The sequence below is a fragment of the Nocardia sp. NPDC056564 genome (assembly GCF_042793755.1).
Taxonomy (GTDB): Bacteria; Actinomycetota; Actinomycetes; order Mycobacteriales; family Mycobacteriaceae; genus Nocardia.
The window spans coordinates 67,560-94,144 of the sequence record NZ_JBHTUR010000026.1 but is presented as its reverse complement, the minus strand read 5'-3'; the positions used below and the strand labels follow the sequence as shown (position 1 = coordinate 94,144).

Genomic DNA, 26,585 nt, shown 5'->3' with positions numbered 1-26,585 from the left:
GCGCCGCGACGTGCCCGCCGGGCACTGGATGCCGTTCTCGCATCCCGAGTTACTGTCCACCGCGACCACCGAGCTGATCGACACGGTCAACGGCGCCACCGTTCCGCGCGCGCTGCGCCGGGCCGAAGTCGGCCGCAGCGCAAAGCCGTTCGAGGATCAGCTCGTGGTGATCACCGGCGGTGGCAGCGGCATCGGGCGCGAGACGGCGCTGGCGCTGGCTCGGCGCGGCGCCGAAATCGTGCTGTCCGACATCAATCTCGCGTCGGCCAAGGAGACCGCCGAACTGATCGCCGCCGAACACGGTGTCGCGCATCCGTATCAGCTCGACGTGTCCGACGCGGACGCGGTGACCGCGCACGCCGAGATCGTGCTGGAAAACCATGGCGTGCCGGACATTCTGATCAACAACGCGGGCATCGGTCAGGCCGGTGGGTTCTTCGACACCTCGGCGGCGGAGTTCGACCGGGTCATGCGGATCAATCTCGGCGGCGTGCTCAACGGCTGCCGTGCCTTCGGATCCGCCATGGCCGAACGGGGATTGGGCGGCCACATCGTCAATCTGTCCAGCATGGCCGCCTACAGCCCGCAGCAGGGGTTCAGCGCGTACTCCACCAGCAAGTCGGCGGTGTTCATGTTCTCCGACTGCCTGCGCGCGGAACTGGCCGGGCGGGGGATCTCGGTGCACACCATCTGCCCCGGCATCGTGCACACCAATATCGTTGCCAACACCCGGTTCTCGGGGGTCAGCGCCGAAGAGGAGAAGGCCAAGCAGCAGCGCTACGACAACCTCTACCGCAAGCGCAGCTACGGGCCGGAGAAGGTGGCCGAGCAGATCGTGCGGGCGGTGGAGAAGGACCGCAGCATCGTTCCGGTGACGCCGGAAGCGCGGTTGCAGTACCACTTCAGCAGGCTCGCGCCCGCGGTCGGCCGGTTCGTCGCGGCGCGGGTGAAGCTGACCTAGTCCGCCAGGGCGCGCAGATCGGCCTCGATGGCCGCGACGCGTTCGGCGTCGACGCCCCACGGGTGCTCGACGCCGACCCGGCGGTCCAGGTCCCACAGCACGCAGGTCTCGCCCGGTTCGGCGACCAGCGCCCAGGCGACCACGGTGCGGCCGAGCTGCTCGCCCATCGAACCATGCGAAACCTTCGGCGGCCCCGCGCCTTCCGGGAAGTGATGCAGGAAGCGGCCGTAGGCGGCGGCGCAGAACTCGGCGTAGCGCTCGGTGCAGAGGATGAAACCGTGCCACGCCTCATCGACCGCGTGCGACGGCATGCCGACGACCTGTCCGTCGCGCATCGCCGCGCCGCAGCAGCGCAGCCATTGCCGCAGGCCGGTCTCCACCAGGTCGCGGGGGAGCCACGGGGAGGTCTTGTAGACGGCCTCGGGCAACTCCAGCGCGGCGACCGCGGCGTTGACCGTCGCGAGGTCGATGTCGCGCGGCCGGGATCTGCGGAAGCGGAAAGACGGCACAGTTCACTGTACGCACGCGGGCCGCGCCGTTACGGTTCATGAATGGCTGAGACCATTTTCATTGTCTTTTTCATCTTGGTGATAATGCTGGTCATCGCGATACCGTTCATCATGATCGGGGTGATCGTCGGCGTGCTGCGGCGCAACCGGCGGCGGGTTCCGCCGTACGGGGCTCGGCGCGGGGGTCCGCGGGGGCGCTACGGCGGGAGTAGCGACAGCTCGGACCCGTACTGGGCGGCCGGTGCCGCCGGGTTCGCCGATGGTGGCTCGTCGAGTAGCTGTAGCGGGGGCTGGGATTCAGGGCACGGGGGCGGTCATCACCATCACGGTGGTCATCACGACAGCGGTGGCAGCAGCAGTAGCTGCGGTGGCGGGAGCAGCAGCAGTTGCGGGGGTGGGAGCAGTTCCAGTTGCGGGGGTGGGAGCAGCAGTAGCTGTGGCGGGGGTTCCTGAGTTCGGGGTGATTTCGCGGGCGGCATAATCGCTCGGCTTGACCTCAACGTTGCTCGAGGTTCCATGCTTGGTCCTGTCAATCCGAACAGGAAAGCGATGGAGGATGGTCATGCGGGCTGTGCAGGCAATGGAATTCGGTGGACCAGAGGTGCTCACCGTGCGTGAGGTGGCGGAGCCGGTCGCCGGGCCGGGCGAGGTGGTCGTCGACGTGGCCGCCGCCGACGTGATGTTCCTGGACACCCGGTTGCGCAGCGGGTGGGGCGGTGAGTTCTTCCAGCTGGAGACGCCGTATGTGCCCGGTGGCGCCGTCGCCGGCGTGATCAGCGCGGTGGGCGCGGGGGTTGACTCGTCCTGGGTCGGCAAGCGCGTCACCACCACAACCGCGGCGAGCAAGATCGGTGGCGGCCAGCCGACCGGCGGCTATGCCGAAAAGGCGCTGGCCAAGGTCGAATCGCTGACCGTGGTGCCAGCGGAATTGAGCGCGGCGCAGGCGGTGGCGCTCGCGCACGACGGCAAGATGGCCCTCGCGGTGCTCGACCGCGCCGCGATCCAACCGGGGGAGTGGGTGCTGATCACCGCGGCCGGAGGAGGCTTGGGCACCTTGCTGATTCAGCTCGCGCGCGCCGCCGGCGCGCACGTCATCGCCGCGGCCCGCGGTCGAACCAAACTGGAACTCGCCGAGCGTCTCGGTGCGGACGCCGTCCTGGATTACTCCGAACCGGGCTGGGCGGACAAGGCGCGCGCGGCGACCGGAGGTGCGGGCGCAAACGTAGTGCTGGACGGCGCGGGTGGTGCGCTGGGCGAGGACGCGCTCGCCGCCGCCGCGGACAACAGCCGATTCCTCGGATACGGTGCCTCGGCAGGCGAATTCGCGGCACCGGACACCGAGGTGGCGGCGGCGCGCGGCATCACCGTCTACGGTCTGTTCGACCTCACCGACGCGAACACCGACTGGGCCGGGCTCGCCGAACGTTCCCTCGCCGAGGCCGTGGCCGGGCGGCTGGAAGTGGTGATCGGCCAGGCCTTTCCGCTCGATGACGCCGAAAGTGCGCACGCCGCCATCGAATCCAGGACCGCGGTGGGGCGCACCCTGCTGACCGTGGGTTCGGCCCGCTGAGACCGTACGGTTTCAGCCCTGGCGGGCACCCTGGCTCGGCGCTAGGGTGCCCTGGGTGGAGACTCTGATCGTTGTTGGTGTAGTCCTTGTGGTACTGGCCCTGGTCGTCGTTGTCGTGCAAATCGCCAGCAGACCTCCGAAAGACGGGAGGCGTTGGGACAGAGATGATCCCGACGACTACGACGATCACTGGGACGAGCGCGACGAGGACTACCGGGACTGACCGAACTCAGCCGACCGGCGTCAGCACGACCACCGGAATGGGCCGCTTGGTCATCTTCTGGTAGGCGCTGTACCGCCCCTTATTGATCTTGTCGACGATCGCGAACCGGCGAGCGTAATCCGCGTCGTCCGGATAAGTCGGCCGCGCGACCACCGCTATCGCGCGCCGCCCGATCTGAATCTCACACTCCGGCTTGGCTTTCACATTCGCCAGCCATCCCGGCGGGCGCGGCGACCCACCGTTGGACGCCGTCACCAAGTAATCCGCCCCGTCCGTCCCGTACGTCAGCGCCGAGGTCCGCGCCTGCCCCGTCTTGCGCCCCACCGTCCGCAGCAGCAACGTCGGATTCCCGAACAGCACCCGGTGCCCCACCAGCCCGCCGCTGTTCTCGTACACCCACTGGTGCACCTTCAGCACATTCGCGAACAAACTCGCCATGCTCGACCCTCCAGAACGGTTGCCGGACGCCCCACCCTAACCGCCACCCCGGGTCCAACTGGTGCAAGCCCCACCCCAGCCGGTAGCATCCCCCACGCCTGCGGTGCACCCGCAGAAGCGGGGCGGTAGCTCAGTCGGTTAGAGCCGTGGACTCATAATCCATTGGTCGCGGGTTCGAGCCCCGCCCGCCCCACAAATGGCCTCTGAGCTGCGGAAATATCGAACTCGACAGCCAAGTTGATTCAGAACGTTGCTCCGGCAGCAATGTATTTTGGCGGTTAGTCCTGCCACGGGGCTCGCACTGGACGACATCAGGGAGCTTGCCCGTTCGCGATGAAGCTGCACCGCAAAACCAGAGCAAGAAGACCATCGGGAGCTGCCTCCCTCCTAGATCCGGGCCTTCGCCGACTACCTTCAGGCGCGAGCTGTCGACCGTGGTGCCGGACATCACTCGCGCTCACTTCGGCGGCTACATCGACCATCTGTTTACGCGACCCAATTGGCCGAATCGGCGCAGCGGCAAACTGCTGTCGCCGGAGTACGCACGCGGCCAGTACCGATCGCTGCAACAGATCTTAAGTATCTCGCGGCCGAAGAGGTCATCGGCGTGAATCCGTTCGACAAGATGAGCGACCCGCGGTCCCGCATCAGCAGGTGTCGGTGCCGAGCATGGACGCGGTGAAAGCAGTTCTCGCAGAGTGTGATGGCACCAGTTTCGCCGTCCGACGCGACAACGCCATCGTCTGGTTGTTCGCCGACGCCTGGATGGGTACGGCGACTCGCACTGCCAGAGGCGGAGTCGTTCGACCTCAACTAGAAAACGGTGCTGGTGATCGGCAAGGGCGGCCTACCGCTGGCGTGTCCGTTTGGCTACAAGGCCCGAACGGCGCTGCGGAGATACCTCCGGGTGTGTGCGAAGCATCCGGCTGCTGCGAAGGACAACTCAGCATCGATAATCGCACACTGCATGTTCGCAAGGCCGGAAATCGATCCGGATCTGATTCGGACCTGATCAGATTTTGATCCGACTCCGAATCCGACCAAAGCCGGATCAGCGGACGCGATAAAGGTGCGTCGAGATGGCATATTTGCCGGCATCAGAACATTTGGGAGGGAAAGGAAGGGCTGGGAGGGGGTGGGTTAGTCATGAGGAGAAGTCACGTCTACAACTGCGTCACATGTGACGGTGGCGAGTCGTGCGGAGGGCAAGCTCGGTGCTGGTTCAAAGTCGCATGCGCGTTGGCAGGTTGGAGCGGGTGAATGCCGAGCGCAACAGTGCGGCAGGGTGAGGAGCTTACCCTCTGGGAAGGACCACAGTAGGCGGGCAGGGACGCCTCACGATCATGCCGCTCCGTCCCTGCCATGGGTTGAATCTTCGTCGCAGACTTCCTGTTGCGTGTTCTAACCCCGGTTCGAGCGCCAAGAGATAGAGTACGTGAGGTATTCGACGGTCCTAGACACCAGGGGGCAACTGTGGCACTTACGATCCGAAAGATCCTTGAGCAAGCTCAAAATGGAACTATTCGGGTGCCTGCCTTTCAACGCGGTTTTGTATGGGATGCTGAGCGTGTTGCTTATCTTATGGACTCTATCTATAAAGGCTACCCGTTCGGTTCTCTTATTCTGTGGCGGACCAAAGAAAAATTGGAGCATGAGCGTCAGCTCGGCCCTTTCTTTTTGCCAGAGGTCGAGCCTGAGTATCCGATTGACTATGTGCTGGATGGGCAGCAGCGTCTTACATCAATATTCGGTGTCTTTCAGACGGAATTGACACCTATAGAGGACGCGCCCTGGACTGAAATATATTTCGATATGAATGCCAAATCTGATTTGCAAGAGAGTCAGTTCGTCTGCCCGTCGCCGGAGGAAGTGGATAAAGATCAGCACTTTCCAATTGGCACTTTCTTCGACGTTACTGCGTATCGCCAAGCGACAGAACATCTATCGACTGATCGGGCCGAGTTGATAGACCGTGTGCAATCTGTTTTCAAGGAGGCTCCGATTCCGACTCAGGAAGTCGCGACTGAAGATAGAGCTAAAGTTGCAATAGTATTTGAGCGCGTAAATCGACTCGGTGTGGAATTGGATACGTTTCAGCTACTGTCGGCTTGGACATGGAGCGATGACTTTAACCTTCAGGAGAGGATTCGGACACTCGCAGATGAGGTTTCGCCGCATGGATTCGGTGATATATCGGAAGACACGAACTTGATTCTGCGCTGCTGTGCCGCCGTCGTGGCGGACGACGCATCTCCCGCTACTCTGATGGGTCTTAAAGGTGTCGACGTGCGGGCGAGGTTCGATGAAATTGAGAACGGGGTTAAAGGGGCCATTGACTTCCTAAGGGATAATCTGGTAGTGAAAACGCTTGCGAATCTACCTTATCCGGCGTTGCTAGTTCCGCTCGCCGTATTTTTTGCGACGGCGGACAGGAAAAGCGTGAAGATGAGCGACTCGCAACGTGTATCGCTCGAAAGATGGTTCTGGAAGTCATGCTTCTCCCGAAGGTTCAGTGCAGGTGTGCTTCGGAATCTGAAGCGCGACATCTCCGAGATGATCGAATTGAAGAGTCTGAGGGCCTCAAGTCTTGACTCATTTACGGTGAAGATTGATTCGGAGTATTTCATGGATCAGTCCTTCACTATCGGCACTGTTCATACCAAGACTCTAATTCTTTTGCTTGCGAACAGACGGCCGAAATCTTTTATCTCCGGAGCATCGGTTGATCTTGGCCCTGTACTTCAGGCGTATAACCGCGAGGAGTTTCATCATTTGATGCCACGAAGTTTTCTCAAGAAACTTGGGCGTACCACGGCGGAGATAAACAGGCTTGCCAACTTCGCTATCATTTCAGCGATCGATAATAACCAATTGAGTGGCGATGCGCCAAGTATTTATAGAAAGAAGATGCCGCCGAGTGGGATTGATGAAATACTTGAATCTGCTATCTGCCCTAACTCCCTCTTTGATGACGACTATGACGCCTTCATTCTGTCACGTGCAAAGGCATTGGCGCAGTATGCCGAATCGCTTATGGGATAAGGCTTAGGAGCGGTCGCGGTTTAGAAGATAGCACTGCGATAAACCTGACTTGCATTACGTAAGCGCGACGTAATGCAGACGTTGGATTCTGCTGCCGGGGCCAACTTCGCATCGCGCAAGGGTGTGGTCCGGCGCCCTTGGCTCCGTCACCAATGTCTTCTATGCTTACGTTCGGTCCTGGCCAGATTTTGCCTGGTCAGGGCAGTGTTCTGGGCGTTTTATCTCATAATCCATTGGTCGCGGGTTCGAGCCCCGCCCGCCCCACAAACAGCCCTAGTGGCGAGGTCAGGCCAGCATCACGCGGACCTGGGTGACGGCCTCGGCGGGATGCTGTGCGCGAATGGCCTTGCCGATCGACTCGAACTGCCACACGCCGTCGGTGCGGAATACCTTTCCCATCACCAGGCCGGTGTGTGACCCGCCGCCGCTGAGGTCGTAGCGGGCGATTTCGATGCCGGACATGCTATCGATCAACCGGCAGAACGCGTTGTCGATCTGTTCGAAGGTCTGACCTGTGTAGCAGGTCACGATGAAGACCACGGTGGTGATCTCAGGCGTCAAACGGGTCAGGTCGACGGTGACGATCTCGTTGTCGCCCTTGCCTTCTCCGGTGGTGCTGTCCCCGAGGTGCCGGATCGCGCCGTCGCGGGAGATGAGTTGCTCGTGGTAGACGACGTCGACGATCTCCTGGTCGGCGAACAGCAGCGCGGCGGCGTTGAGGTCGATGTCCTTGCGCCGCGCGCCGAAGAATTGATGCGTACGGACCGGATCCCAGCCGAGCGCCATGGTGACGTAGTCGAGCGCGGTGCCGCTGTCGTTGCGAAGTGTGATGAACACGGGCTTCCCCCTTGAGCTTTGATGACCGCCGTCCTCAGCGGACTCGAAGAGGGCAGTGCCGTGGTACCGCCAGGAGTAACCATCGGGAGCCTCCCACCCTCAGCTGCCCGGCTCGCGATCACGGCCGGGTTTGCCGACCAGGCTTCCCGGCGCACCACCCGTAAAGATGCCGTAAAAACGCCGTCAGGGCAAATGCTTTCGGCCTAGTACCTGGCAGTCCGGCCTCCGGAAATCTCCGGACCGGAATTTCGCCCTATGGGTTCTGACCTGCGTATTCACTATGCGAACACTCGATCTGGCTTGGCGGTACTTCAGTGTTTCCATGATGATTGCGGCGCCATCAGGGGTGATGGCGGGGCGCCGCAGGTGGAGGGGATCAGCGGCGGGCCCAGTAATCCGGGCCGATGCGCGGGAGTCGATCTTTGGGGCTCGGGCGGTGGGGGCTCGAGTGGGGTGAGATAGGCTGTCGCGGCATCGGTTTCGGATGCACTCAGATGAGTGCTTGGTGTGGTCAGAGGGTAACTCGGCAGCGGGCTATGCCTTCGGCGGCGCGGGCCTGCTCGATTCGGTTGTCGAAGTCGGCGGCCACGGTCGACGCGGCAATGAACATGGTCAGCGCCTCGTCCGGTTTTCCGGATGCCAGCAGCGCATTGAGGAACGCTGGTTTTGTGTTGGGGTGCGGGTGGCTTTGAGTCGTGCTTGGGTGGTGTCCGCGACTCGTTGCAGGGTGGGATTGCCCGCGGCCTCCCAGAGCTCGGCCAGTCTGGTCACGAGCAACGCCCGCGGCGAAACGTCCCCGCCTAAGTCTCCGGTCCGACCGGTCTCGCTAGTCTCGCCACGCACCCCCACACGATAAGGGCCTGGTCGGGATTGCGGGTGTGTGCCCGCGGGCCGTGGCACCTAACGCGGCGTGCCCTTTTCCCTGGTCTGCTTGGCCAGTTCCTGCTCGAACTGTTCCGGGGTGAACTTGATGTCGCCCTTCGGGAAGGTTTTGCAGCCTTTGGCGGTGACTTTTCCGGGGAGGGTGGCGGTGCCGGTGGTCGTGGTCGCGGAGGCGAGTTTGCCGTCGGGGTTGACGCCGCAGAGGTAGTACGGCTCCTTCTTGGTGGCGTCGAGGATGAAGAAGAGGCCGGTGATGTCGCCGGCCTTGGGCGCCTTGTTGACCGCGGTGCAGGTCTCGGCGGTCACGGGAGCGAGGTTGTCGCTGATTTCCTTGCCGGGCTCGATGGTTTTGCACCGGTAACTCGGAGACGTCACGGCGTGCGCGGTGGGCGCGAGGAAGACCAGCGCCGCGACGGCGGTGAGGCCGGCGGCGAGTCGGGCAGGGCGGCAGGGCACTGGGTGGGCCTCGATTCTGTGGGATTCCGGTGTGGAACACCCCGCTATTCGGACCCGAGATGGTCTTCGGATTGGTCGCGTCCGGGATCATCCCCGGATCCGGGCAGAAAAGTGCTCATTCGGTGAGCACTTAAGTGCGGATGATGGGTTCATGACAAGCGTCGACGCAGGTTCTCATCGGTTTTCGAATGCGGCGCAGTGGGAGTCGTGGCTCGCCGATCAGCACGACGAGTCGGCGGAGGTGTGGCTGGTGATCGCCAAGAAAGGAGCCGAGGGGCTCGCGATCGGTGAGGCGCTGGAGGTCGCGCTCTGCTTCGGCTGGATCGACAGCCATCGAAAGGCTTTGGACGAGCGGCATTTTCTGCAACGGTACTCACCGCGTCGCGCGAAAAGCCCTTGGTCGCAGCTGAATGTGACGAAGGCAGAGGCGTTGATCGCCGCGGGCCGGATGCGGGCACCCGGGTTCGCGGCGATCGCCGCGGCCGAGACGGACGGGCGCTGGGCTGCCGCGACGCCGCGCGCCCGCGCCGCGCGGGTCATGCCGTCACTCGTGCGAGCCGGCTGACCGATCGAACGCCGCCTGCGCCCGCTGGGCCAGGTCGGCACCCAGCTTGTACCCCTGGGCGGCCAGGTCCTGATGTGCTTGCGGGTCAGTGGTTTCGGTGCCGTAGAGGATCTCGATCGATGATGCGGCGATCTCGGAGTAGTCGGCGATCCCGTGCCGCAACTGGAGCGAGATCGAGTCCTTGTATCCGCGGCGCTCGAACGAATCCTGGTTGACGCCGGCCAGGGCGATGAAGTGCAATTCGTCGATCGCGCTCGGCCCCTTCGGCGAGGGGTTCTCGTAGGCCCAACCGCGGCTGAAGACCCGGTCGATCCACCCTTTGGCGAGCGCGGGCATGGACCACCAGTAGACCGGGAACAACAGGGCGACGACGTCGGCGGATTCGATCAGCTCCTGCTCGCGCCGCACATCCGCGGGGACCTCGCCGACCAGCCGGTGGACCGCGAGATCCGCCGCGTTGAACACCGGATCGAATCCCGATTTGGTCAGGTCATGCGTTGTGGCAGTAGTGTTTCCGTCCGCCTGGAGGCCTTGCTCCACCGCGCGGGCGATGGCCCAGGTGGCGGATTCGTGGTCCGGGTGCGCGACCACAAGCAGGACGTTCGGTCGATTCCGTTCGTTCGTCATATGGCCAAGGTAAAGTATGACACTAACGTCAATGTCAAGGAGGAGCCTGCGGTGCGGATCAAGGATTTGAGCGAGCTCACCGGCGCGACCCCGCGAATGCTGCGGCACTACGAGAACGCCGGCGTCCTGACCCCGCAGCGCGATCCCAACGGCTACCGGCACTACCGCCAGGAAGACGTCAAGACGGTGCACGACATCCGCTGCCTGCTCGCCTCCGGCCTGTCCCTGTCCGAGGCCGCCGCGCTGATCCACATCGCCTGCACCGCCCCGCAGAGTGCCACCGACCAGGATCGCGACGACGTGCTGGCGCAACTCGACGAACGCACCCGCCAACTGGACGCGGGCATCGACCGACTCCTGGCCGAAAAGGCCAATATTCTCAAACTGCGCGAAGACGTCATGACCGGGCGCTGACCGAAATTCGTCGCCCTGATCACCGTCGATGTCTCGTAGTGTGGGTTACGGACTGCCCACTTGCCGTGGTCCCCAGCCGTGCCGACACCGCGGGGAAGGATCTCGGCCGAGCCGAGTGCGAGGACCATGTCGGACAACGCCACAGCAGCTAGAACCGGATTCGACGCGGTGATCGCGGCCGCCGACTACCCGGTGTTCGTCGTGACCGCCCGGGCCGACGGCCGTCAGGCCGGATGTCTGGTCGGCTTCACCTCACAGGTGAGCATCGAGCCGCCGCGTTTTCTGGTCGGCATCTCCAAGACCAACTTCACCTTCGGCGTCGCGATGGCCGCCGAGCACCTCGCCGTTCATCTGCTCGGCCGCGAACAGTCTTCGCTGGCCGCGCTTTTCGGCGCGGAAACCGGCGACGACATCAACAAGTTCGCGCACTGCAAGTGGCAGCCCGGCCCCGCGGACTTACCGATCCTGACCGCCGCCGCGGGCTGGTTCACCGGCCGCATCCTCGAGCGGCACGATCTGGGCGATCACGTCGGCATGCTCATCGCGCCGGAGGAATCGTCGGCGCCGCCGCCGCGAACGGAACCGCTGCGCTACAACCTGGTCGCCGGTTTGAAGCCGGGACACATGGCCTAGGTCAGGCCACCTGTGCGGGACGGTCGGCCAGCGCCTGCTCGCGCAGGGTGTTCAAGGTCTTGTTCAGAATGCGCGACACTTGCATCTGCGAAACCCCGAGCCGCTCGGCGATCTGCGCCTGGGTCAGCGATTCGAAGAACCGCATGATCAGCACCTGCCGCTCCCGCTCGGGCAAGGCCGCGATCAACGGACGCACCGTCATCGACTGCTCCAGCAGTTCGTAGCACGGTTCTTCGGCGCCGAGGCCGGCCACCACGGGCGCCGCCGCGTTCTCGTCGTCGTCGCGGGTGAGGCCGTCGATGGAATTGGACTGATACCCGTTGCGCGCGATGAGCGCCTGCGTGACCTCGCTGAGCTCGATGCCCAGCTCGGCGGCGATCTCCCTCGCATTGGGCACCCGGCCGAGTCTGTTCGACAGGGTCTCGGTGGCGGGCCCGATCAGCTGCTGAACTTCCTTGAGCCGCCGCGGAACTCGCACCGCCCACGTGTGATCGCGGAAGTGCCTGCGCACCTCGCCCATGATCGTCGGCACGGCGAAGGAAAGGAACGAACTCCCGCGTGCCACGTCGAACCGGTCGATCGCCAGAACCAAACCCACCCTGGCGATTTGATGCAGATCATCGAAAGCCTCACCGCGGCCGGAGAACTTACGCGCGATGTGTTCGGCCAGTGGCAGGCACAGCCGGGTTATCTCCTCGCGCAACTCATTTCGGTGCGGGTCGTGCGCGGTGAGCGCGGCCATCTTCTCGAACCACGGCTCGACGTTGTCGTAGCTGTCACCGCGCGAACTGCCGGGGCGCGATATCTCGGTCCGGTCGGTGGTCAACTCACGTTGCATCGGATATACCTCGCTCCCAGCTGAATTCGATGGCCGTCGGATATCCACCCGCGTCGAGATCAAACGAATCCTGGCGCAACTCGGCCGAATCGGTCAACATCCGCACCAACTGCCAGCTCAACGGGTCGCGGCTGACCTCGACATCGCGGGTCGTGTGCGCGCTGAGCCGCACGCCGAGCCGTCGCTTGTTGTAGATGAAGACACACCGCAGAACCGAGCCCGGCACCGCGTCGAGCATTAGCGCGGTCGCCGCCTCGCTGAGCACCAGCCGGATATCGGGGATCGCGTCGAGCGCGACATCGGCCATCATGCAGGTGGTGTCGGTCAGCGCACGCAGCATCCCCAACTCGTGCGGTTCAGCGGCCAGTTCGAACGCCACTCGGTGTGCGACCACGGCCGTTTGATGTGGTGTCGATGTCTCGGAAACCACCTTCATCGTGTTCACCGCCTCCCAACGATTCCCTGACGCCATACCCGGGACGCGGGCGTCCAACCGGAGAGCCGAGATCTCGACCCGGCGATGTGACTCGACTTACCCCGTGGGATAGGGCACAAGGTCCCCGCGGACAGGGCACAAGGGCCCTTTGCCGGTAGGGCCTGAAGGCATCGGCCAGTGACCCCCGACCGGGAGCGGAAACCGCAGGTAGGGCGCATACTTACCCGGTGAGAGAAACTGGCGCGAAGGCCACCGAGGCGGCGACCCGTGCGGTCGTCGAGGTGGTCGGTGGCGGCACACCGCAGGCATCCGGAAGCTTCTCCTTCCGATTCGCTGATCAGCGGTGGCAGTGGTCGGACGAGGTCGCCGCGATGCACGGGTACGAGCCGGGGACGGTGACGCCGACGACGGAATTACTGCTGTCGCACAAGCATCCGGACGATCGCGCGCAGGTCGCGGAGACCATCGCCAAGTCGCTGCGCGATGCCGAGCCGTTCTGCAGCCGCCACCGCATCATCGACACCGCGGGCCAGGTGCGCCATGTGATCGTCTTGGGCGACACCATGACCGAGGACGACAAGGTGGTCGGCACCACCGGCTACTACGTCGACCTGACCGAAACCATCGATGAGCAGCGCCAGGAGATGCTGGATGACACGCTGCCGGAACTGTTCGAGGCGCGCGCCGTGATCGAACAGGCCAAGGGTGTGTTGATGCGGGTGTACCGGCTCAATGCCGAGCAAGCGTTCCGGGTGTTGCAGTGGCGCTCGCAGGAGACGAACGTCAAGCTGCGCACGCTGGCCTCGCGGCTCATCGCCGAACTCGACTCACTGCCGCCCGCGCCGCCACAGGTGCAGACCGCGTTCGACCATCTGCTGCTGACCGTGCACGAGAATGCCGGACCGGACTAGCCTTCAGCTTTCCGGTCGCCGGGTGGTCTCGCCGGTGCCGCTGCGGCTGACCTCGTAGCCGAGCAGACGTTCGGCCTCCTCGATACCGCCCTGGAGGTCACCGACCGCGTTCATCTTGGACAGGTCCAGGCCGATGGTGACCAGGGTCAGCGCGATCTCCGAGGACAGACCGGTGATGATCACGTTCGCACCCATCAGGCCGGACGCGTCGACGGTCTGCACCAGGTGGTTGGCCACCGTGGAATCGATGGTCGGCACGCCGGTGATGTCGATGACGACGACCTTGGCCCGGTTGGCGCGAATCGCGCGCAGCAATTGTTCGGTGAGCTGACGGGCCCGCTGACCATCGAGCACGCCGATGATGGGGAGGATGAGCAGCTGTTCCCGTACCTGGAGAACGGGGGTGGACAACTCGCGGATCGCCTCCTGCTGCTGGCGGATGATGCGCTCGCGCTCCTCGACGAAGGAGACGCCCACGGTGTTGGCGATGCGGTTGGCCGCCGGTTCGTACGCGTCGAGCACGGCATTGAGCAACTGGAAGTCGGTCTGATATTTCTCGAACAGCGAGCGGGCCAGCACGTCGCGCAGCAGCAGCACGATGCCGAGCACCTCGTCGGTTTCGACGCCGCGCGGAATGATGCGCTCGGACAGATCACGCGCGTAATCCTGCAACGCTTCTACCGATCCGGTTTCCAGCACGGCCACATAGTTGTCGTAGACGGAGGTGGCTTCGGAGAACATTTCGTCCGGCGTCATCGCGGTGAGTAACTGCGCCTCGGTAATGCGGCGCGCCCATTCTTCGCGCAGGATGGTGCGGTTCTGCCGCAGGTGCTCGACCAACTCGGAGAGCAGCCCCTCGCTGACCCCGTTGGAGCTGATCTCAGTCGGGAATGCAGTAATCGACATCTCGGACAATGCCGCCTCCGGTCTATCCCACGCACACCGGCCTCGTGTGCTCGAAAATTGCGATGGCCGGCCCCGCGCTGGACCGTTCCACCGTCCGCAGGATCGTATACCTATCGTCGGCGTCGGAGCCGTCGAATGGATCTATGCCCGGTTTCCGGGCGCGGCGACCGGGGTGAGCCAGCTACCTGTATCCATATCTACTCTCCGCCAAGCGAATTCGTTCCGGGGCGGCAGCCTGCCGGTCGAGCAGCTCGTTCACGTCGGAGTCGGTGACCGGGTCGCAGCGCAGATAGGCCTCGTCCAGCGGGCGCGGGCGCGGTGGCGTTTCCAGACACACGACCTTGTCCGCGTCATAAGCCAGCGTCCGCGCGATCCGGTGCGGCGCCACCGGGACGGCCAAGACCACCCGGACCGCGCCGCGCGCATAGGCTGCCCGGCAGGCGGTTCGTGCGGTGATGCCGGTGGTGACGCCGTCGTCGACGACCACAGCCGTGCACCCGCCCAGTTCAGCGGGCGGAAAATGTCTGCGGAACCGTTGGGACCGGCGGTGCAGGCTGCTGCGCTCGTGCGATTCGGTCTCGGCCAGCTCCGCATCGGTCAGCAGGGTGCTGCGGACGACAACCTCATCGATGATGCGGGTGTCGTCCTCGCCTATCGCACCGAAGGACAGTTCGGGCCGATAGGGAACGTGGAGCTTGTTGACGACGATCGTGTCGAGCGGCAGTCGCAGACCGGCGGCGACCTCGCAGGCCACCGGAACGCCGCCGCGGGGGACGCCGAGGACGACGACATCCGGGCCGCGGAAGGCCTGCAACCGAGCGGCGAGCCGGCGACCCGCGTCGCGCCGGTCGATGAACAGCGAACGCCGATATGCGCGGTGGTTGGTGTGGGCGCTGGATAAGGCGGGATCATCCATGTCGTCCCCCGAACATCGAGTGGCGGAATCCGGAGCCGCGCTTCAGGACTCAGGAGGACGCGGTCAATTCTACTCGGCAGTACCGATTTCGTCGTCGGTTTGTCGGTGGGCGCGCCGGGTTGCCCGCCGGCCGCGAGTGCGCGAACTATGTTGGGGGAGTGAATCGCTCACGACCGGCGCGGTCGGCGCGACGACTGACCCGGTTCGATGAAGCGGGGGGAGGCGGGTTTACTGCCGGTGACCGTCTCGATGATCTCCGCGGCCAGATCGGCGACACGGACATTGCTCCGCTGAGACCGGTCGCGCAGCACCTCGAACGCCGCGTCGCGGTCGCACCGGCGTTCCGCCATCACGATGCCGAGGGCCTGATCGATGGTGGATCGGGAGGCCAGGGTCGCCCGCAGCTGCTCGGTCAGCTTGACCTGCTGGGCCGTGTCGGCCGCGACCGTGAGCAGCGTGCCGATGTGTTCGGCGGTCAGGGTGGCGGATTGCCTGGCCCGGTCGGTGAAGCCGTTCGGCCGGGTCGAATAGAGTGACAGTGCGCCGAGCGCTTCGCCGTTCACCGAAAGCGGTTGGGCATAAACAGATTTGATACCGTAGGCGAGCATTCGGGTCGAGTATCCGCCCCAGCGGTGCTCCATCGCGACATCGGGCACCGAAACCAATTGTGCGGTATCCATTGCCTGCAGGCACGGGTCGTAGCCCTCGCTGAACCTGGCTTCCTCGACTAACATCGCGTGCGCGCCGCTCGAACCGCCGACGATGGTGCCGCCCCCGCGGGCCAGGGTGATCCCCGTCATCGGATGATCCGGCAGCATCCTTGTCACGGTATCGGCGATGGCGCAGAGCGATTCGGCGACATCGTCGCCGCTCAACAGCAGCGCGGTCAGCTCCGACATGCCCAATGCAAGCTCATCGGCCATGGAATACCCTGAAGGTCAACATAATTGGTATCCATCCTGCAATACCCGGCGGGCGATCTCCGCGATGTCGAGGCTGTCGGCGAAGGCGCGTGCGCGCAGCATCGCCAGCGCGGTGTCGACACCGCAACCGCATTGCACCGCAACCATACCGACGGCTTGGTGCACGGCGCCGAAGTAGTCGGCGTCATCGAACAGGGTTCCGTGCGGGGCACCGTCGTCGGTGGCACCGTAGGAGGCCAGCAGCACCGTGTTGGCGAGGGTGTCGCCCATCTCCTCGGTGGCCGGTCCGGTGTCGGTATGGACTCCCCCATTGCCGGTGAACACGCAGAGTGAGCCGAGCACGCGGGAGGAGTGCAACGGGACGGCCACCACAGACCTGACGCCGAGCTCGGACAGTGCCGGACCGTACTGGGGCCAGCGCGCGGCCATGCCGGGGCTGCCCGCGGTGACGAACTCCTTGCCGTCCAGCGCGTCCCGGGCCGGTCCCTCGCCGATCAGCTGTTCGAGGTCGTGTGCGGCGCGTGCGGTGACGTCCGAAGCCGCGACGAGTAGTTCCTCGCCGGTCTGGCCGAACAGGGTGACCGCGGCGCTGTCCATGCCGAGGTCCTGGGCGACCGCGGTCATGAAGACGGGACGCAGCGCGGTCTGATCGCCGAAATACCACCGCCGCAGGCGCAAAGCGTGTAAGCGGTGCAGTCGCGCACAGGCGAGATGACGACTTTCGATACTTCGATGCAGCTCTGCCATGCGTTGCCGGAATGGCTGCATTGATTGTTGTTCCGAACCGACCGCTGCCTCGTATTTCTCCGCCACCGCGGACGCGCGAGCGGCGCGTTGTTGCTCAGCGTCAAATTTTCGCCACTCGCGGGCGAATTCCTGATTAGCGTCCGAGGGCGACCGCACGTTGTCGAGCCTACCGGCTCACTGCGGTAAACGGGTCAATGACCCTGTATGGGATTGGTCGCCGATTGAACTTCTTCCATGAGTAAGACCACCCCGTCGCGTGCGCCGTCCAGCGGTGAGCAGGTCACCGCGCAGACGATCGAACGCCCGATACGGTTGACGGCCGGGACCTCCACCGGCACGCTGCGGCGTCCCGTTTTCAGGCAGGCTTGAATGGATTCGTGCAGCGACTGGGTACGCAGCCCGAAATCCAGCGTCATGAACCCTTGACGATGAACCTCGTCGAAGCGCAGCCCCCACATCTCCTCCGCGCCGCGGTTCCAGCTCCGGACCCGCAACTGTTCGTCGAGCACCACCACGCCCGCCGCGACGCTGGACAGGACCCCCTCGAGAAACGTGCGGGTCTCGTTCAATTCATCGGTGCGGATCCGCATTTCATCGTTCATTGTCTCCAGTTCTTCGTTGGTGGACTGGAGTTCTTCGTTCGTCGTCTCGAGTTCTTCGTTGGTGGATTGCAATTCTTCGTTTGTCGTCTCCAATTCCTCTATGCTGGATTGGAGTTCTTCGTTCGTGGTCTCCAGTTCTTCATTGGTCGATTGGAGCTCCTCGTACGCTGTCTCGAGTTCTTCTCTTTTGCCTTTCACCTCGAGCGAGAGCCGCGTGGGTATCGTCGTATCGACGAAGCTGACCACGACTCCGACGTCCGAGCCTTCGTTACCCCATTGCGGTTGAATATCCACGTCGAAATACTGTGGTTCGTCCAAGCCGAGTTGACGCTCCGCCGCGGTGACCCTGATGCTGCGGCGCTCGGATACCGCCTGCTCGATCAGCGAGCGTAGTTCGACCGGCCGATAGGAGATCTCCAGCTCGCTCAGCGGACGGCCGATATCCTGCGGCGTCAATCCGAACAGGCTGCGCATCTGATGGTTGAGGATGGCGACTCGGCCTTCGGTGTCGAGGCCGATCACCCCGAACGGAGCGGCCTCGAGGGCGAGTTCGCCGAGTTGGCGCTTGCGGACCAAACCCTGTACCTCCTGGCCGAGGTCGACATCGATGCGCGCCGGAAGCGGCTGGCGCGGCGGCCTGCCCTCGCCGGCCCGGCGCTGGAAGACCCGCTGACGCATGCTCGTCACCGCGAACCGCTCGCCCTCGGACAGGAGCAGTTCCGCCTTGCCGAGGACGAGGAAGCCACCCTCGCGCAGCGCGAACCGGAATCGGTCCAGGATGTGCGACTGCGTCTCGGCATTGAAGTACATCAACGTGTTTCGGCACACCAGCAGATCGAGCCGGGAGATGGGTGCGTCGCGGGTGATGTCGTGCCTGCCGAAGATCACCCGGCGGCGCAGGTCCGAGCGGAACGCGAACCGGTCGCCGATCGGCTCGAAATACCGGTCCCGCAGTTCCTCGGACAGATGACCGAGCGCCTTCGCCGCGTAGATGCCCGACCGGGCCTCGCGCAACGCCTCCTCGTCGACGTCGGTGCCGTAGATCTTGACCCGGTTCGTGCACTCTTCCAGGCCGAGCACCTCGGCGAACGCGATCGCGAGCGAATAGGTTTCCTGACCGCTGGAGCAGCCTGCGCTCCAGATCCGAATCTCGCTGTCCGACTTGCTGTTCGCGATCAGTTCCGGAAGCACCTCGCGCTGTAGGTATTGCCACGCCTCCAGGTCGCGGAAGAAGCTGGTGACATTGATCAAGACCGTGTTGAACAGATTGCGGAATTCGTCTGCGTTGCTTTCCAGCAGATCGCGGTAGTCGAGATACTCGGAGACCTGAACCTCCTGCATCCGCTTGCGGATACGCCGGGTCAGCGACGTGCGTTTGTAACCGGTGAAATCGAAGCCGCGCGAATCGCGAACGAACAGCAGCAGTTCCTCGAGTGCCGGGTCGCCGCTGTCGGTGTCTTCCCCCGGTGCTCCCATGATCTCCTCGTTCGACTCGGTCACAATGCGCTCTCTATTACCAGCCCTCGGATCACATCGGCGATCTCGTCAAGCGGCACAACGAGATCCGCGTCGCCGGTCGCCACGGCCGCGCGCGGCATACCGTCGAATTCCGCGTTGTCGGGATCTTGCACGACTACCGTGCCGCCTCGTGACTTTACTGCGCTTATTCCGCTGGCGCCGTCGCGGCCGGTGCCGGTCAGCACGCACGCGATCGCGCGCGGGCCGTACGCGCCCGCCACCGACTCGAACAGCAGGTCGGCCGAGGGCCGGACGAAGTGGACCAGCTCGCTGGCGGAGAGCGCGAGGACGCCATGCGGCTCCACCAGTAGATGGTAGTTCGGTGGCGCGATGTACACGACGCCCGGCTGGGCGAGCTCGCCCGACTCTGCCAGCTTCACCCGCAATTCGGTTCGGCGCGAGAGCAATTCGGCCAGCACCGTCTTGTGCCGGGGATCGAGGTGCTGAACGATCAGGACTGGGACCGGCAGCGTGCCCGGGAGCCCGCCGAGAACTTTGAACAGTGCGGTGACGCCGCCCGCCGACGAGGCTATGGCGACCACGCCATACTGATCATTCGTGGTCATGGGCGAGTCGGCCGGCCTTGATATGCACGGGATCAGCGTAACGCGGCGACGGCGTCCACCCGGCGACGGCTGCGGCGCGGCGCAGGGCCGCATCGTCTTCGTGTGCGGTGCGGTCGTGGCGGTCCGGTTGTGCGCCCGCGGTTGGACTCGAGGAATTCTCACCTCGGACGCCACGCCATATCCCCAGCTCGGAGGGCTGTTTGCGGGTTACCGGCAGTACCAGAAATAAGCCGCGGGTGTTTGTATCGGCGCGAGCCGGTTATCCGGCACACGACTGGCCCAAAAAAGGCAGGTCGGTCGAACCCGATTCGGAAAGGGGTTAGACAAGTGAGCACAGCTGACAAGGCCCAGAACAAGGCCGAGGATCTCGCCGGTAAGGCGAAGGAGAAGTTCGGTAACGCCACCGACGACCAGGACCTGAAGAACGAGGGCAAGGCCGACCAGGTCAAGTCCAACCTCAAGGACGCAGGCGAGAAGATCAAGGATGCCTTCCGCAACTGACCGATAGGTCGGTCGACTGCTGTCGAGCGGGTGCGCCCCATCGGGCGGCACCCGCTCGTCCATGTCTTGGCAGGGGTAAAACGTCGCGAGTTCGCCGAGTACGGCGATAGGGTGCTGTGGTCTATCGCGGAGATCAGCGACTCGGGAGGATCGGAATGATCGCGGCACGGATGGTGGCAGTTGTTGCGTCGGTGTTCGTCGGTGCGGGCTTGCTCGGGGGAGTGGGACCTGCCGCGGCGGGGCCGGCCGCGTGTGCGGCGGGAAATCCGTTGCGGCCCACCGCGGAATTGTTCGCGACCGACAACACCGCGACCATCACCGACCCGCAGGACGAGCGGCTGGGTAACCGGCTGGCCGGTTTCGAGCTGGCCGTCGACGCGATCGCGGTGCAGCACATCGGATTACCCGTCGGTTCGACGTTGGTCAGTGGGGTGTTCTGGTCGGACGAGCGGCAGCAGGCGACCTACGAGCGGTCTCGGGAATTCCATCTGGCCTGCGTCGACGGCGCCGAGCTGCGGCAGATCGCCGACCAGGTACGCACTCGGTATCAGCAGGAGTCCGTGCTGACGTTCCAGCGGCTCGCCGCGAATTCGCCAGGGGTGGATGCCTTTACGGTCACCGTCGGGGGAGTCGGTGCGCAACGATTCCGCGACGGCCTGGTGGCCGATCCGGTGGCCAGGGAACGGCTCGTCGGTGGGTCGATCACCGAGGACGGCACCTTGATCCTCGTCGTCGATATCGCCGACCTGGAGCTGGCCCAGCGCTTCGTCGCGGGGCTCGGCGGTACCTGGAATACGTCCGATATTCAGTACGGCGATCGCGAGTTCGTCAGCGCCTGAACGGTTTCAGTGCTCGATCCGACTGAGGATGTCGCGTAGCGCTCGCAGTTCGTCGGCGGACAACGCGGCGATGGATTCCGGCGCGGGATCCGGGGTCGCCAGCGCCTTGGCGAGTACGGCGCGACCCGCGTCGGTGATGGACACCAGTTTCTGCCGACGGTTGGTGGGATCGATCTCGCGGACCACCAAGCCCTGCTCCTCGAGATCGTTGACCGCGACCGTGGCGGCCGGGGCGTCCATCGCCGCGGCGTGTGCCAGCTGCTTGACCGTCATCGGCCCGGTGCGCAGCCGGCGCAACACCCGAATCCGGCTGAACGACACCCCGGCCCGCTCGCTCGCGGCCCGCCGCCACGGGTCGCGCGAGTACATCACGATGCGGGTGAGCAGGGCCCACACCTCGTCGGGTGTGGGGTTGTCATGCGGCATGAACGGGCACTTTCTGTTCCAGGAGCGGGGCGACGCGGTCACTGGACCGCTTGGCCCACGGCGTGTTCGCGACTACGCCGAGTATGGCGACACCCGCGGTGAACACCGAGATGACCCACCACAGTCCGGCGCCGGCCAGCGCGCCGCACAGCGCGACCCCGATGCTCACGCCCACCTGGCGACTGGTCGAGGCCACCGCCGACGCGGCGCCCGCGCGATCCAGCGGCATTCCGCTGACCGCGGTGGTGGTGATCGGCGCGTTCACCGCGCCGAACCCGATCCCGAAGAGCGCGAACATGATCACCAGCGCCCACACAGGGGTGTGTGCGTCGAGCGTGGTGAGCAGTACGGCGGCCACGGTCATCATCACGCCCGCGCCGATCAGCGACGGCTTGGTCCCGACCCGGCCGACCAGGCGGCCGGACAGCGGCGAGACGATCACCACGGCGACGGCCATCGCGAGATACAGCAGCCCGGTGTGCACCGCCGAGTAGTGCCGCACGTTCTGCAGGTACAGCGAGCAGCTGAACAGGAACGCGCCGAGCGCGGCGAAGGCGAAGATCGCGATGACCGTCGCCGAGGCGAACGGCACGCTGCGGAAGAACCGCAGGTCGATGAAGGGATCCACGCGGCGCGACTCGTAGTAGACGAACGCGGCCAGCGCCAGCGCCGAGACCACGAAGATCAGCGGCATGCGCTCGATCAGCCCGAACACCGTGGTGAACAGGAACACCACCGCGAGCACCTGCCCGACCGGATCGATGCCGCGGAAGGTCGCCGACTTCGACTCCGGCACGAACAGCGCCGTGAACACCAGGGCCAGCAGGCAGATCGGCAGGTTGATCCAGAACACCGATGGCCAGCCCAGCGCATCGATCAGCACGCCACCGACCGTCGGGCCGAGCGCCATCGAGATGCCGACCACCGCGCCCCACACGCCGATCGCGCGCGCACGTTCCATCCGTCCGGTGAACACCGTGGTGATGATCGACATCGCCACCGGATTGAGCATCGACCCGCCGATCGCCTGCAGGAACCGGGCGCCGATCAAGATTTCGATGGACGGCGCGAGGCTGCACAGCAGCGACCCGATCGCGAAGGTGACCAGCCCGATCCGGAATACCCGGCGCCGCCCGAAGCGGTCCGCCATGCCCCCGGCCAGCATCAACAGGCTGGCCAGCGTGAGCGTGTAGACGTCCACGATCCACTGCAACCGGGACAGCGGCGCGTGCAGATCGGTCTGAATGGCGGGTATCGCCACATTCACGATGGTCGAGTCCATCGACACGATGAGCAGGCTCAGACAGCAGGTCGCCAGCACCAGCGTCTTCCGCCGCGCTGTCAGCTCCGGAACAGTTGTAATCACACAACTATTGTGGAGTTACAACTGTTCCGGATGCAAGGGCTGTGAGCTGAGTCGCACGGCCGGATCCCTCGGCGTTCGCGCAGACGCTGCCCTAACCTGACTACGTTCGTCGGTCCGGATGAGGGAGTCGCGATGGGTGCTGCACTGGTCAAGGGGCAGAACGGTGCGCTGGCGCAGGCGCGGGTGGTGGTGTCGGTGCGCAGCGCGGCGGCGGTCGATGTGTCGGCGTTGCTGGTGACCTCGGCGGGCACGGTGCGCTCGGATGCCGACTTCGTGTTCTTCAATCAGCCGGCGGCGCCCGGGGTGGTGCTGCGGTCCGGGGCGCTGGAGGTTTCGCTCGCCGAGGTACCGGCGGAGATCGCGCAGCTACGAGCGGTGATCACGCTGGACGATCCGGAGGCCACCTTCGCCCGGTTCGCCGCGCCGGTCGCCACGGTCGCCGACCCTTCCGGAGATGTGTTGTACGAGTATCGGATCGAGGGTCTCGGCAGCGAGTCCGTGGTGATCGCGCTCGAGTTGTACCGGCGCGGCGCCGAGTGGAAGGTACGGGCGGTGGGGCAGGGGTACGCCGGAGGCTTCGCCGATCTGGTCACCGATCATGGTGTGCGCGTGGACGATACGCCCGCTAAGTCGGAACCTGCTGCGCCGCGGCCGGTCTCGGTGCCACCCGGCTCGGATCTCCAGGTGCGCACCGTCCCCGGCGAGGCTGCGCTGTCGTTCGAGAAGCGGCAGAAACTCGACCTGCGCAAGCGCGCCGTCGCCAAGGTGCTGATCGGCAAGGGCGCCTTGGGCATTCGGGCCCGCGTGGTGCTGGTGATCGACAAGACCGGCAGCATGCTCGCGCAGTACCGCAAGCAGGTGGTGCATCGCGTAGTGCAGCGGATGGTCCCGGTAGCAACTCAATTGGACGACAACGGCGCACTGGAGGTGTACCTCTACGCGCTCTCGTTCGCCAAGCTGCCCGACATCACCGTCGAGCACAGCGACGAATGGGCGCAGACCTATCTGCATCTCAGCGGCACCCACGCGGGCATCGACTACAACCGAATCGGCGGCCGCAATGACGAATTGCCGGTCATGCGCGACATCATGGCGTCGTTGCGCCCCGGCGACGGGCCGACGCTGATCCTGTTCTTCACCGACGGCGGCTTCGCGAACAAGCGCGAGATCGCCGCGCTCATGCGGGAGGCCTCGCACCTGCCCGCCTTCTGGCAGTTCATCGGGCTCGGCCGGGCCAACTACGGTCTTCTGCGCTCGCTGGACGAGATGACCGGCCGAATCGTCGACAACGCGGGCTTTTTCGCGCTCGACGACATCGATCGCGTCGACGACGGCGAGCTGTACACCCGCCTGCTCGGCGAGTTCCCGGACTGGCTGCGGGCGGCCGCGGCCGCGGGCGTCCTGCGCTGAGCCGCAACGGATCTCAGTCCTCGGGGAGCTGCTCCATCGCCCACCTGGCCCACTCCTCGTTCATCGCGTAGAAGCGTTTGCCCCACTCCATCGCGATGCGGCCATACCGGGAGAAGTCATTGTCGTCCCAGTCGATGGTCTGCTCGAGCGTGAGCAGCTCCTGGTGCCCCGTGCCGGATGTGGTCGCGATGCCGTCCAGGTAGTCGGCGGCTTGCGCCTGTGACACCACGCCGAGGAAGAAGACGCGCAGCAGCGTCTCGTTGCGGATCACCCGTTTCGGCCGGGTGTCGGTGAGCCAGTGCCGCAGCTCCGCCAGGCCGGCCTCGGTGATCGTGTATTCCTTGCGGCCGCGCGGGCCCTCGTCGGACACCGCGATCAGTTCCGCCTCGGCGAGCTTGGCCAGCTCGGTATAGATCTGGCTCTGCGTCGCGGACCAGACGTTGGCCAGCGAGAACTTGAACCGCTGCAGCAGGTCGTAGCCGCTGGCTGGGCGGTCGGCCAGCAGTCCGAGCATGGCGTACCGGAGACTCATGCCCCTCACTCTACATTCCACTATTGACAGGTCGAACTGAGAGACTCTAGTTTTGACATGTCAAAACTGGAATATCGCGGCAACGCGAGTCGAGGAGCTTCGGACATGTCGTACTTGCGTACTTTCTCCCCCTGGATCGTCTACGCGATCATTCCGGCCGCGCACTGGCAGTGGGCCGCGCTGATCGCGCTGCTGCTGTCGGTGGTGGAGGTGACCCGCCAGCTCCGGGCCGGCCGCACCCTCGACGCTCTGCTGATCGACCTCGGATCGCTGGTCTTCTTCGCGGCGCTGACCGTGCTCGCGTTCGCCGATCCGGACACCGCCCTGCATCCCTACAGCCCTGCGTTGTCCTCGGGCGTGCTCGCGTTGATCGCGCTGTTCTCGCTGGCCGTGCGCAAGCCGTTCACCCTCGGTGTCGCGAAACAGTCCACCCCGAAAGAGCTTTGGGACAACCCGGTATTCATCCGGACCGCCTATGTGCTCACCTCGGTCTGGGCCGCGAGCTTCACCATCGGCTGCGTCGTGCTGACCGTGCTCGCGCATGCCGACTCGACCCTGCGGACCATCGCGCAGGTCCTGGCCTTCGCGATCCCGGTGGTCTTCACCCTTCGCTATGTCGCCTACATCCAGTCCAAGGCGCCCGCCGGCGCCGAAGCCTGACCAGATCGGTTGTCTCCCATGACTACTTCAGCCCCCTACCTCGCCGGCAACTTCGCACCCGTCACCGAGGAACTGACCGCCCACGATCTCCCCGTCACCGGGCAGATCCCACCGGAGCTCACCGGTTGGTACCTGCGCAACGGCCCCAACCCGCATGCCGCGGCCGCCCCCCACTGGTTCGCCGGCGACGGCATGGTGCACGGAGTGCGGATCGAGAACGGCCGCGCGGTCTCCTACCGCAATCGCTGGGTCCGCACCTCGACGTTCACCGACGGCGCCCGCAGTTACGGCGAGACGGGCGAGCGGAACTTCACCGCCGGCGTCGCCAACACCCACGTCATCCGGCATGCGGGCCGCACCCTGGCGTTGGTCGAAACGTCCTACCCCTACGAATTGACCCGCGAGCTGGACACCGTCGGCCCGTACGACTTCGACGGCAAGCTGCGCACCGCGATGACCGCGCACCCCAAGACCTGCCCGATCACCGGCGAGCTGCACTTCTTCGGCTACGAGGTGGTCGGCGAGCCCTTCCTGACCTATCACCGTGCCGACGCCGACGGCAATCTGCTGCTCAGCCGGCCGATCGACGTGCCGGCCGCGACGATGCAGCACGACTTCAATCTGACCGCCGAGCACGTCGTATTCATGGATCTGCCGGTCGTTTTCGACCTGGCGAGCGCGGCCGCCGGGGACGGCATGCCGTTCCGCTGGAGCGACGGCTACCAGGCCCGACTCGGGGTGCTGCGGCGTGACGACCCGTTCGGCGAGGTCCGCTGGTTCCCGATCGACCCCTGCTACGTCTTCCACTCGCTCAACGCCTACGACGAGCCGGGCGCAATCGTGCTGTACGTGATGCGCTACCCGGAGCTCTGGCGCGGTACCTCGGACGGCTTCGACAAGTCGACCCTGTGGCGCTGGACCCTCGATCTCGCCACCGGCGCCGTCACCGAGGAGCAACTCGACGATCGCAATGCCGAGTTCCCGCGGGTGGACGATCGCCTGGTCGGCCTGGATGCCCGCTTCGGCCATGCCGCGGTGTCCGGCGATTCCGGCGCGCTCATCCGCTATGACCTGCACACGGGCGGCCAGACCGCGCACGAGTTCGGTCCCGGCCGAATCCCCGGCGAGGCCGCGTTCGCCCCCGCGGATCAGAACCCCGGCGGGCCCGGCTATCTCATGACCTACGTCTACGACGCCGCGACCGACCGCAGCGATCTGACCATCCTGAATGCCGACGACGTGGCCGCCGAACCGGTGGCCACCATCCACCTCCCGCGCCGCGTCCCGTTCGGGTTCCACGGAAGTTGGCTCGCGGACCGGTAGTTCGAATC

The 26,585-nt window shown here is 65.0% G+C and carries 29 protein-coding genes and 1 tRNA gene; 14 read left to right on the top strand and 16 right to left on the bottom strand.

What is annotated here, in order from left to right; genetic code table 11:
* A partial coding sequence (locus ACFQ9K_RS40370; RefSeq protein WP_378984374.1) for an SDR family oxidoreductase occupies window positions 1–961 on the top strand: 961 nt, incomplete at its 5' end.
* Here the strand turns inward: ACFQ9K_RS40370 and ACFQ9K_RS40365 are convergent.
* On the bottom strand, window positions 958–1,470 hold the full coding sequence (locus ACFQ9K_RS40365; protein ID WP_378717350.1) for a hypothetical protein: 513 nt from the start codon (window positions 1,468–1,470) through the stop codon (window positions 958–960). The genes ACFQ9K_RS40370 and ACFQ9K_RS40365 overlap by 4 nt on opposite strands.
* Window positions 1,471–2,032: 562 nt before the next feature.
* Here ACFQ9K_RS40365 and ACFQ9K_RS40360 point away from each other — a divergent pair.
* Both ACFQ9K_RS40360 and ACFQ9K_RS40355 read left to right on the top strand, forming a co-directional pair.
* Entirely contained in the window at window positions 2,033–3,040 is a 1,008-nt protein-coding gene (locus ACFQ9K_RS40360; protein ID WP_378717351.1) for a zinc-binding dehydrogenase, read from the top strand.
* Between the two features lie 55 nt (window positions 3,041–3,095).
* Window positions 3,096–3,263, top strand: a complete 168-nt coding sequence (locus ACFQ9K_RS40355; RefSeq protein ID WP_378717352.1) for a hypothetical protein — start codon at window positions 3,096–3,098, stop codon at window positions 3,261–3,263.
* A gap of 6 nt (window positions 3,264–3,269) precedes the next feature.
* On the opposite strand, the gene ACFQ9K_RS40350 is transcribed toward ACFQ9K_RS40355, so the two are convergent.
* On the bottom strand, window positions 3,270–3,701 hold the full coding sequence (locus tag ACFQ9K_RS40350) for a nitroreductase family deazaflavin-dependent oxidoreductase (RefSeq protein WP_378717354.1): 432 nt from the start codon (window positions 3,699–3,701) through the stop codon (window positions 3,270–3,272).
* A 119-nt stretch (window positions 3,702–3,820) separates the two neighbouring features.
* Between ACFQ9K_RS40350 and ACFQ9K_RS40345 the strand changes: the two genes are divergently transcribed.
* Together ACFQ9K_RS40345 and ACFQ9K_RS40340 are read left to right on the top strand one after the other, a co-directional pair.
* A tRNA-Ile gene (locus ACFQ9K_RS40345) sits at window positions 3,821–3,894 on the top strand.
* 1,280 nt (window positions 3,895–5,174) lie between these two features.
* The gene (locus tag ACFQ9K_RS40340) at window positions 5,175–6,743 is read left to right on the top strand and encodes a DUF262 domain-containing protein (RefSeq protein ID WP_378717355.1); all 1,569 of its coding nucleotides are present in this window, start codon (window positions 5,175–5,177) and stop codon (window positions 6,741–6,743) included.
* A 285-nt stretch (window positions 6,744–7,028) separates the two neighbouring features.
* On the opposite strand, the gene ACFQ9K_RS40335 is transcribed toward ACFQ9K_RS40340, so the two are convergent.
* Window positions 7,029–7,580, bottom strand: coding sequence for a TerD family protein (locus ACFQ9K_RS40335; RefSeq protein WP_378717356.1), 552 nt, complete (start codon window positions 7,578–7,580; stop codon window positions 7,029–7,031).
* A 900-nt stretch (window positions 7,581–8,480) separates the two neighbouring features.
* Complete coding sequence (locus ACFQ9K_RS40330; RefSeq protein WP_378717358.1) at window positions 8,481–8,918, bottom strand: hypothetical protein; 438 nt, start codon at window positions 8,916–8,918, stop codon at window positions 8,481–8,483.
* 151 nt (window positions 8,919–9,069) lie between these two features.
* Between ACFQ9K_RS40330 and ACFQ9K_RS40325 the strand changes: the two genes are divergently transcribed.
* On the top strand, window positions 9,070–9,483 hold the full coding sequence (locus ACFQ9K_RS40325) for a YdeI family protein (RefSeq protein WP_378717361.1): 414 nt from the start codon (window positions 9,070–9,072) through the stop codon (window positions 9,481–9,483).
* On the opposite strand, the gene ACFQ9K_RS40320 is transcribed toward ACFQ9K_RS40325, so the two are convergent.
* Window positions 9,463–10,110 (bottom strand): NAD(P)H-dependent oxidoreductase, encoded by a 648-nt coding sequence (locus ACFQ9K_RS40320; protein WP_378717362.1) that lies wholly within the window; start codon window positions 10,108–10,110, stop codon window positions 9,463–9,465. The two genes, ACFQ9K_RS40325 and ACFQ9K_RS40320, sit on opposite strands and share 21 nt — an antisense overlap.
* A 51-nt stretch (window positions 10,111–10,161) precedes the next feature.
* On the opposite strand from ACFQ9K_RS40320, the gene ACFQ9K_RS40315 reads away from it, so the two are divergent.
* The gene (locus ACFQ9K_RS40315; protein WP_378717364.1) at window positions 10,162–10,524 is read left to right on the top strand and encodes a MerR family transcriptional regulator; all 363 of its coding nucleotides are present in this window, start codon (window positions 10,162–10,164) and stop codon (window positions 10,522–10,524) included.
* Window positions 10,525–10,650: 126 nt separating this feature from the next.
* Window positions 10,651–11,157: a flavin reductase family protein gene (locus tag ACFQ9K_RS40310; RefSeq protein ID WP_378717365.1), complete on the top strand. Its 507-nt coding sequence runs from the start codon at window positions 10,651–10,653 to the stop codon at window positions 11,155–11,157.
* A gap of 1 nt (window position 11,158) precedes the next feature.
* On the opposite strand, the gene ACFQ9K_RS40305 is transcribed toward ACFQ9K_RS40310, so the two are convergent.
* Together ACFQ9K_RS40305 and ACFQ9K_RS40300 are read right to left on the bottom strand one after the other, a co-directional pair.
* Entirely contained in the window at window positions 11,159–11,995 is an 837-nt protein-coding gene (locus tag ACFQ9K_RS40305; protein ID WP_378717366.1) for an RNA polymerase sigma factor SigF, read from the bottom strand.
* On the bottom strand, window positions 11,985–12,389 hold the full coding sequence (locus ACFQ9K_RS40300; RefSeq protein WP_378717368.1) for an anti-sigma factor: 405 nt from the start codon (window positions 12,387–12,389) through the stop codon (window positions 11,985–11,987). The genes ACFQ9K_RS40305 and ACFQ9K_RS40300 overlap by 11 nt, the downstream gene beginning before the upstream one ends.
* 269 nt (window positions 12,390–12,658) lie before the next feature.
* Between ACFQ9K_RS40300 and ACFQ9K_RS40295 the strand changes: the two genes are divergently transcribed.
* Window positions 12,659–13,342, top strand: a complete 684-nt coding sequence (locus ACFQ9K_RS40295; RefSeq protein ID WP_378717370.1) for a PAS and ANTAR domain-containing protein — start codon at window positions 12,659–12,661, stop codon at window positions 13,340–13,342.
* 3 nt (window positions 13,343–13,345) lie between these two features.
* Here ACFQ9K_RS40295 and ACFQ9K_RS40290 read toward each other — a convergent pair whose 3' ends face one another.
* The 6 genes from ACFQ9K_RS40290 to ACFQ9K_RS40265 all read right to left on the bottom strand — a co-directional run bounded on the left by ACFQ9K_RS40290 (window position 13,346) and on the right by ACFQ9K_RS40265 (window position 19,496).
* The gene (locus ACFQ9K_RS40290; RefSeq protein WP_378717372.1) at window positions 13,346–14,248 is read right to left on the bottom strand and encodes an STAS domain-containing protein; all 903 of its coding nucleotides are present in this window, start codon (window positions 14,246–14,248) and stop codon (window positions 13,346–13,348) included.
* 181 nt (window positions 14,249–14,429) lie between these two features.
* Window positions 14,430–15,164, bottom strand: a complete 735-nt coding sequence (locus tag ACFQ9K_RS40285) for a phosphoribosyltransferase (RefSeq protein WP_378717373.1) — start codon at window positions 15,162–15,164, stop codon at window positions 14,430–14,432.
* A gap of 167 nt (window positions 15,165–15,331) precedes the next feature.
* Window positions 15,332–16,087: an ANTAR domain-containing protein gene (locus ACFQ9K_RS40280; protein WP_378717374.1), complete on the bottom strand. Its 756-nt coding sequence runs from the start codon at window positions 16,085–16,087 to the stop codon at window positions 15,332–15,334.
* Window positions 16,088–16,102: 15 nt separating this feature from the next.
* Window positions 16,103–16,834: a GAF and ANTAR domain-containing protein gene (locus ACFQ9K_RS40275; protein WP_378717375.1), complete on the bottom strand. Its 732-nt coding sequence runs from the start codon at window positions 16,832–16,834 to the stop codon at window positions 16,103–16,105.
* Window positions 16,835–17,025: 191 nt separating this feature from the next.
* Complete coding sequence (locus tag ACFQ9K_RS40270; RefSeq protein WP_378717377.1) at window positions 17,026–18,936, bottom strand: CheR family methyltransferase; 1,911 nt, start codon at window positions 18,934–18,936, stop codon at window positions 17,026–17,028.
* Window positions 18,933–19,496, bottom strand: coding sequence for a chemotaxis protein CheB (locus tag ACFQ9K_RS40265; protein ID WP_378717378.1), 564 nt, complete (start codon window positions 19,494–19,496; stop codon window positions 18,933–18,935). Before ACFQ9K_RS40265 ends, ACFQ9K_RS40270 begins: the two co-directional genes overlap by 4 nt.
* 351 nt (window positions 19,497–19,847) lie before the next feature.
* Here ACFQ9K_RS40265 and ACFQ9K_RS40260 point away from each other — a divergent pair, with 351 nt between their 5' ends.
* Complete coding sequence (locus tag ACFQ9K_RS40260; RefSeq protein WP_378717379.1) at window positions 19,848–20,021, top strand: CsbD family protein; 174 nt, start codon at window positions 19,848–19,850, stop codon at window positions 20,019–20,021.
* Between the two features lie 170 nt (window positions 20,022–20,191).
* Window positions 20,192–20,860 carry a hypothetical protein gene (locus ACFQ9K_RS40255; protein ID WP_378717381.1) on the top strand — a complete coding sequence of 223 codons (669 nt, stop codon included), beginning with the start codon at window positions 20,192–20,194 and terminating at the stop codon, window positions 20,858–20,860.
* A 6-nt stretch (window positions 20,861–20,866) separates the two neighbouring features.
* Here ACFQ9K_RS40255 and ACFQ9K_RS40250 read toward each other — a convergent pair whose 3' ends face one another.
* Both ACFQ9K_RS40250 and ACFQ9K_RS40245 read right to left on the bottom strand, forming a co-directional pair.
* The gene (locus ACFQ9K_RS40250) at window positions 20,867–21,286 is read right to left on the bottom strand and encodes a MarR family winged helix-turn-helix transcriptional regulator (RefSeq protein WP_378717382.1); all 420 of its coding nucleotides are present in this window, start codon (window positions 21,284–21,286) and stop codon (window positions 20,867–20,869) included.
* Window positions 21,276–22,652, bottom strand: coding sequence for an MFS transporter (locus ACFQ9K_RS40245; protein WP_378717384.1), 1,377 nt, complete (start codon window positions 22,650–22,652; stop codon window positions 21,276–21,278). The genes ACFQ9K_RS40250 and ACFQ9K_RS40245 overlap by 11 nt, the downstream gene beginning before the upstream one ends.
* Window positions 22,653–22,784: 132 nt before the next feature.
* Here ACFQ9K_RS40245 and ACFQ9K_RS40240 point away from each other — a divergent pair, with 132 nt between their 5' ends.
* Complete coding sequence (locus ACFQ9K_RS40240; protein ID WP_378717385.1) at window positions 22,785–24,062, top strand: VWA domain-containing protein; 1,278 nt, start codon at window positions 22,785–22,787, stop codon at window positions 24,060–24,062.
* A 13-nt stretch (window positions 24,063–24,075) separates the two neighbouring features.
* On the opposite strand, the gene ACFQ9K_RS40235 is transcribed toward ACFQ9K_RS40240, so the two are convergent.
* A complete protein-coding gene (locus ACFQ9K_RS40235; RefSeq protein ID WP_378717387.1) occupies window positions 24,076–24,594 on the bottom strand; it encodes a PadR family transcriptional regulator in 519 nt (172 codons plus the stop codon).
* Window positions 24,595–24,699: 105 nt separating this feature from the next.
* Here ACFQ9K_RS40235 and ACFQ9K_RS40230 point away from each other — a divergent pair, with 105 nt between their 5' ends.
* Both ACFQ9K_RS40230 and ACFQ9K_RS40225 read left to right on the top strand, forming a co-directional pair.
* On the top strand, window positions 24,700–25,254 hold the full coding sequence (locus ACFQ9K_RS40230) for a hypothetical protein (RefSeq protein WP_378717388.1): 555 nt from the start codon (window positions 24,700–24,702) through the stop codon (window positions 25,252–25,254).
* An 18-nt stretch (window positions 25,255–25,272) separates the two neighbouring features.
* The gene (locus ACFQ9K_RS40225) at window positions 25,273–26,577 is read left to right on the top strand and encodes a carotenoid oxygenase family protein (RefSeq protein ID WP_378717389.1); all 1,305 of its coding nucleotides are present in this window, start codon (window positions 25,273–25,275) and stop codon (window positions 26,575–26,577) included.
* The last annotated feature ends 8 nt before the right edge of the window (window positions 26,578–26,585 follow it).

Bases quoted from the DNA above. Each gene is read 5' to 3' on its own strand.
- ACFQ9K_RS40325 (WP_378717361.1), top strand. From the start codon at position 9,070: ATGACAAGCGTCGACGCAGGTTCTCATCGGTTTTCGAATGCGGCGCAG.
- ACFQ9K_RS40320 (WP_378717362.1), bottom strand. From the start codon at position 10,110: ATGACGAACGAACGGAATCGACCGAACGTCCTGCTTGTGGTCGCGCAC.
- ACFQ9K_RS40230 (WP_378717388.1), top strand. From the start codon at position 24,700: ATGTCGTACTTGCGTACTTTCTCCCCCTGGATCGTCTACGCGATCATT.
- ACFQ9K_RS40250 (WP_378717382.1), bottom strand. From the start codon at position 21,286: ATGCCGCATGACAACCCCACACCCGACGAGGTGTGGGCCCTGCTCACC.
- ACFQ9K_RS40350 (WP_378717354.1), bottom strand. From the start codon at position 3,701: ATGGCGAGTTTGTTCGCGAATGTGCTGAAGGTGCACCAGTGGGTGTAC.
- ACFQ9K_RS40285 (WP_378717373.1), bottom strand. From the start codon at position 15,164: ATGGATGATCCCGCCTTATCCAGCGCCCACACCAACCACCGCGCATAT.
- ACFQ9K_RS40280 (WP_378717374.1), bottom strand. From the start codon at position 16,087: ATGGCCGATGAGCTTGCATTGGGCATGTCGGAGCTGACCGCGCTGCTG.
- ACFQ9K_RS40240 (WP_378717385.1), top strand. From the start codon at position 22,785: ATGGGTGCTGCACTGGTCAAGGGGCAGAACGGTGCGCTGGCGCAGGCG.
- ACFQ9K_RS40305 (WP_378717366.1), bottom strand. From the start codon at position 11,995: ATGCAACGTGAGTTGACCACCGACCGGACCGAGATATCGCGCCCCGGC.
- ACFQ9K_RS40360 (WP_378717351.1), top strand. From the start codon at position 2,033: ATGCGGGCTGTGCAGGCAATGGAATTCGGTGGACCAGAGGTGCTCACC.
- ACFQ9K_RS40225 (WP_378717389.1), top strand. From the start codon at position 25,273: ATGACTACTTCAGCCCCCTACCTCGCCGGCAACTTCGCACCCGTCACC.
- ACFQ9K_RS40290 (WP_378717372.1), bottom strand. From the start codon at position 14,248: ATGTCGATTACTGCATTCCCGACTGAGATCAGCTCCAACGGGGTCAGC.
- ACFQ9K_RS40310 (WP_378717365.1), top strand. From the start codon at position 10,651: ATGTCGGACAACGCCACAGCAGCTAGAACCGGATTCGACGCGGTGATC.
- ACFQ9K_RS40235 (WP_378717387.1), bottom strand. From the start codon at position 24,594: ATGAGTCTCCGGTACGCCATGCTCGGACTGCTGGCCGACCGCCCAGCC.
- ACFQ9K_RS40275 (WP_378717375.1), bottom strand. From the start codon at position 16,834: ATGGCAGAGCTGCATCGAAGTATCGAAAGTCGTCATCTCGCCTGTGCG.
- ACFQ9K_RS40255 (WP_378717381.1), top strand. From the start codon at position 20,192: ATGGTGGCAGTTGTTGCGTCGGTGTTCGTCGGTGCGGGCTTGCTCGGG.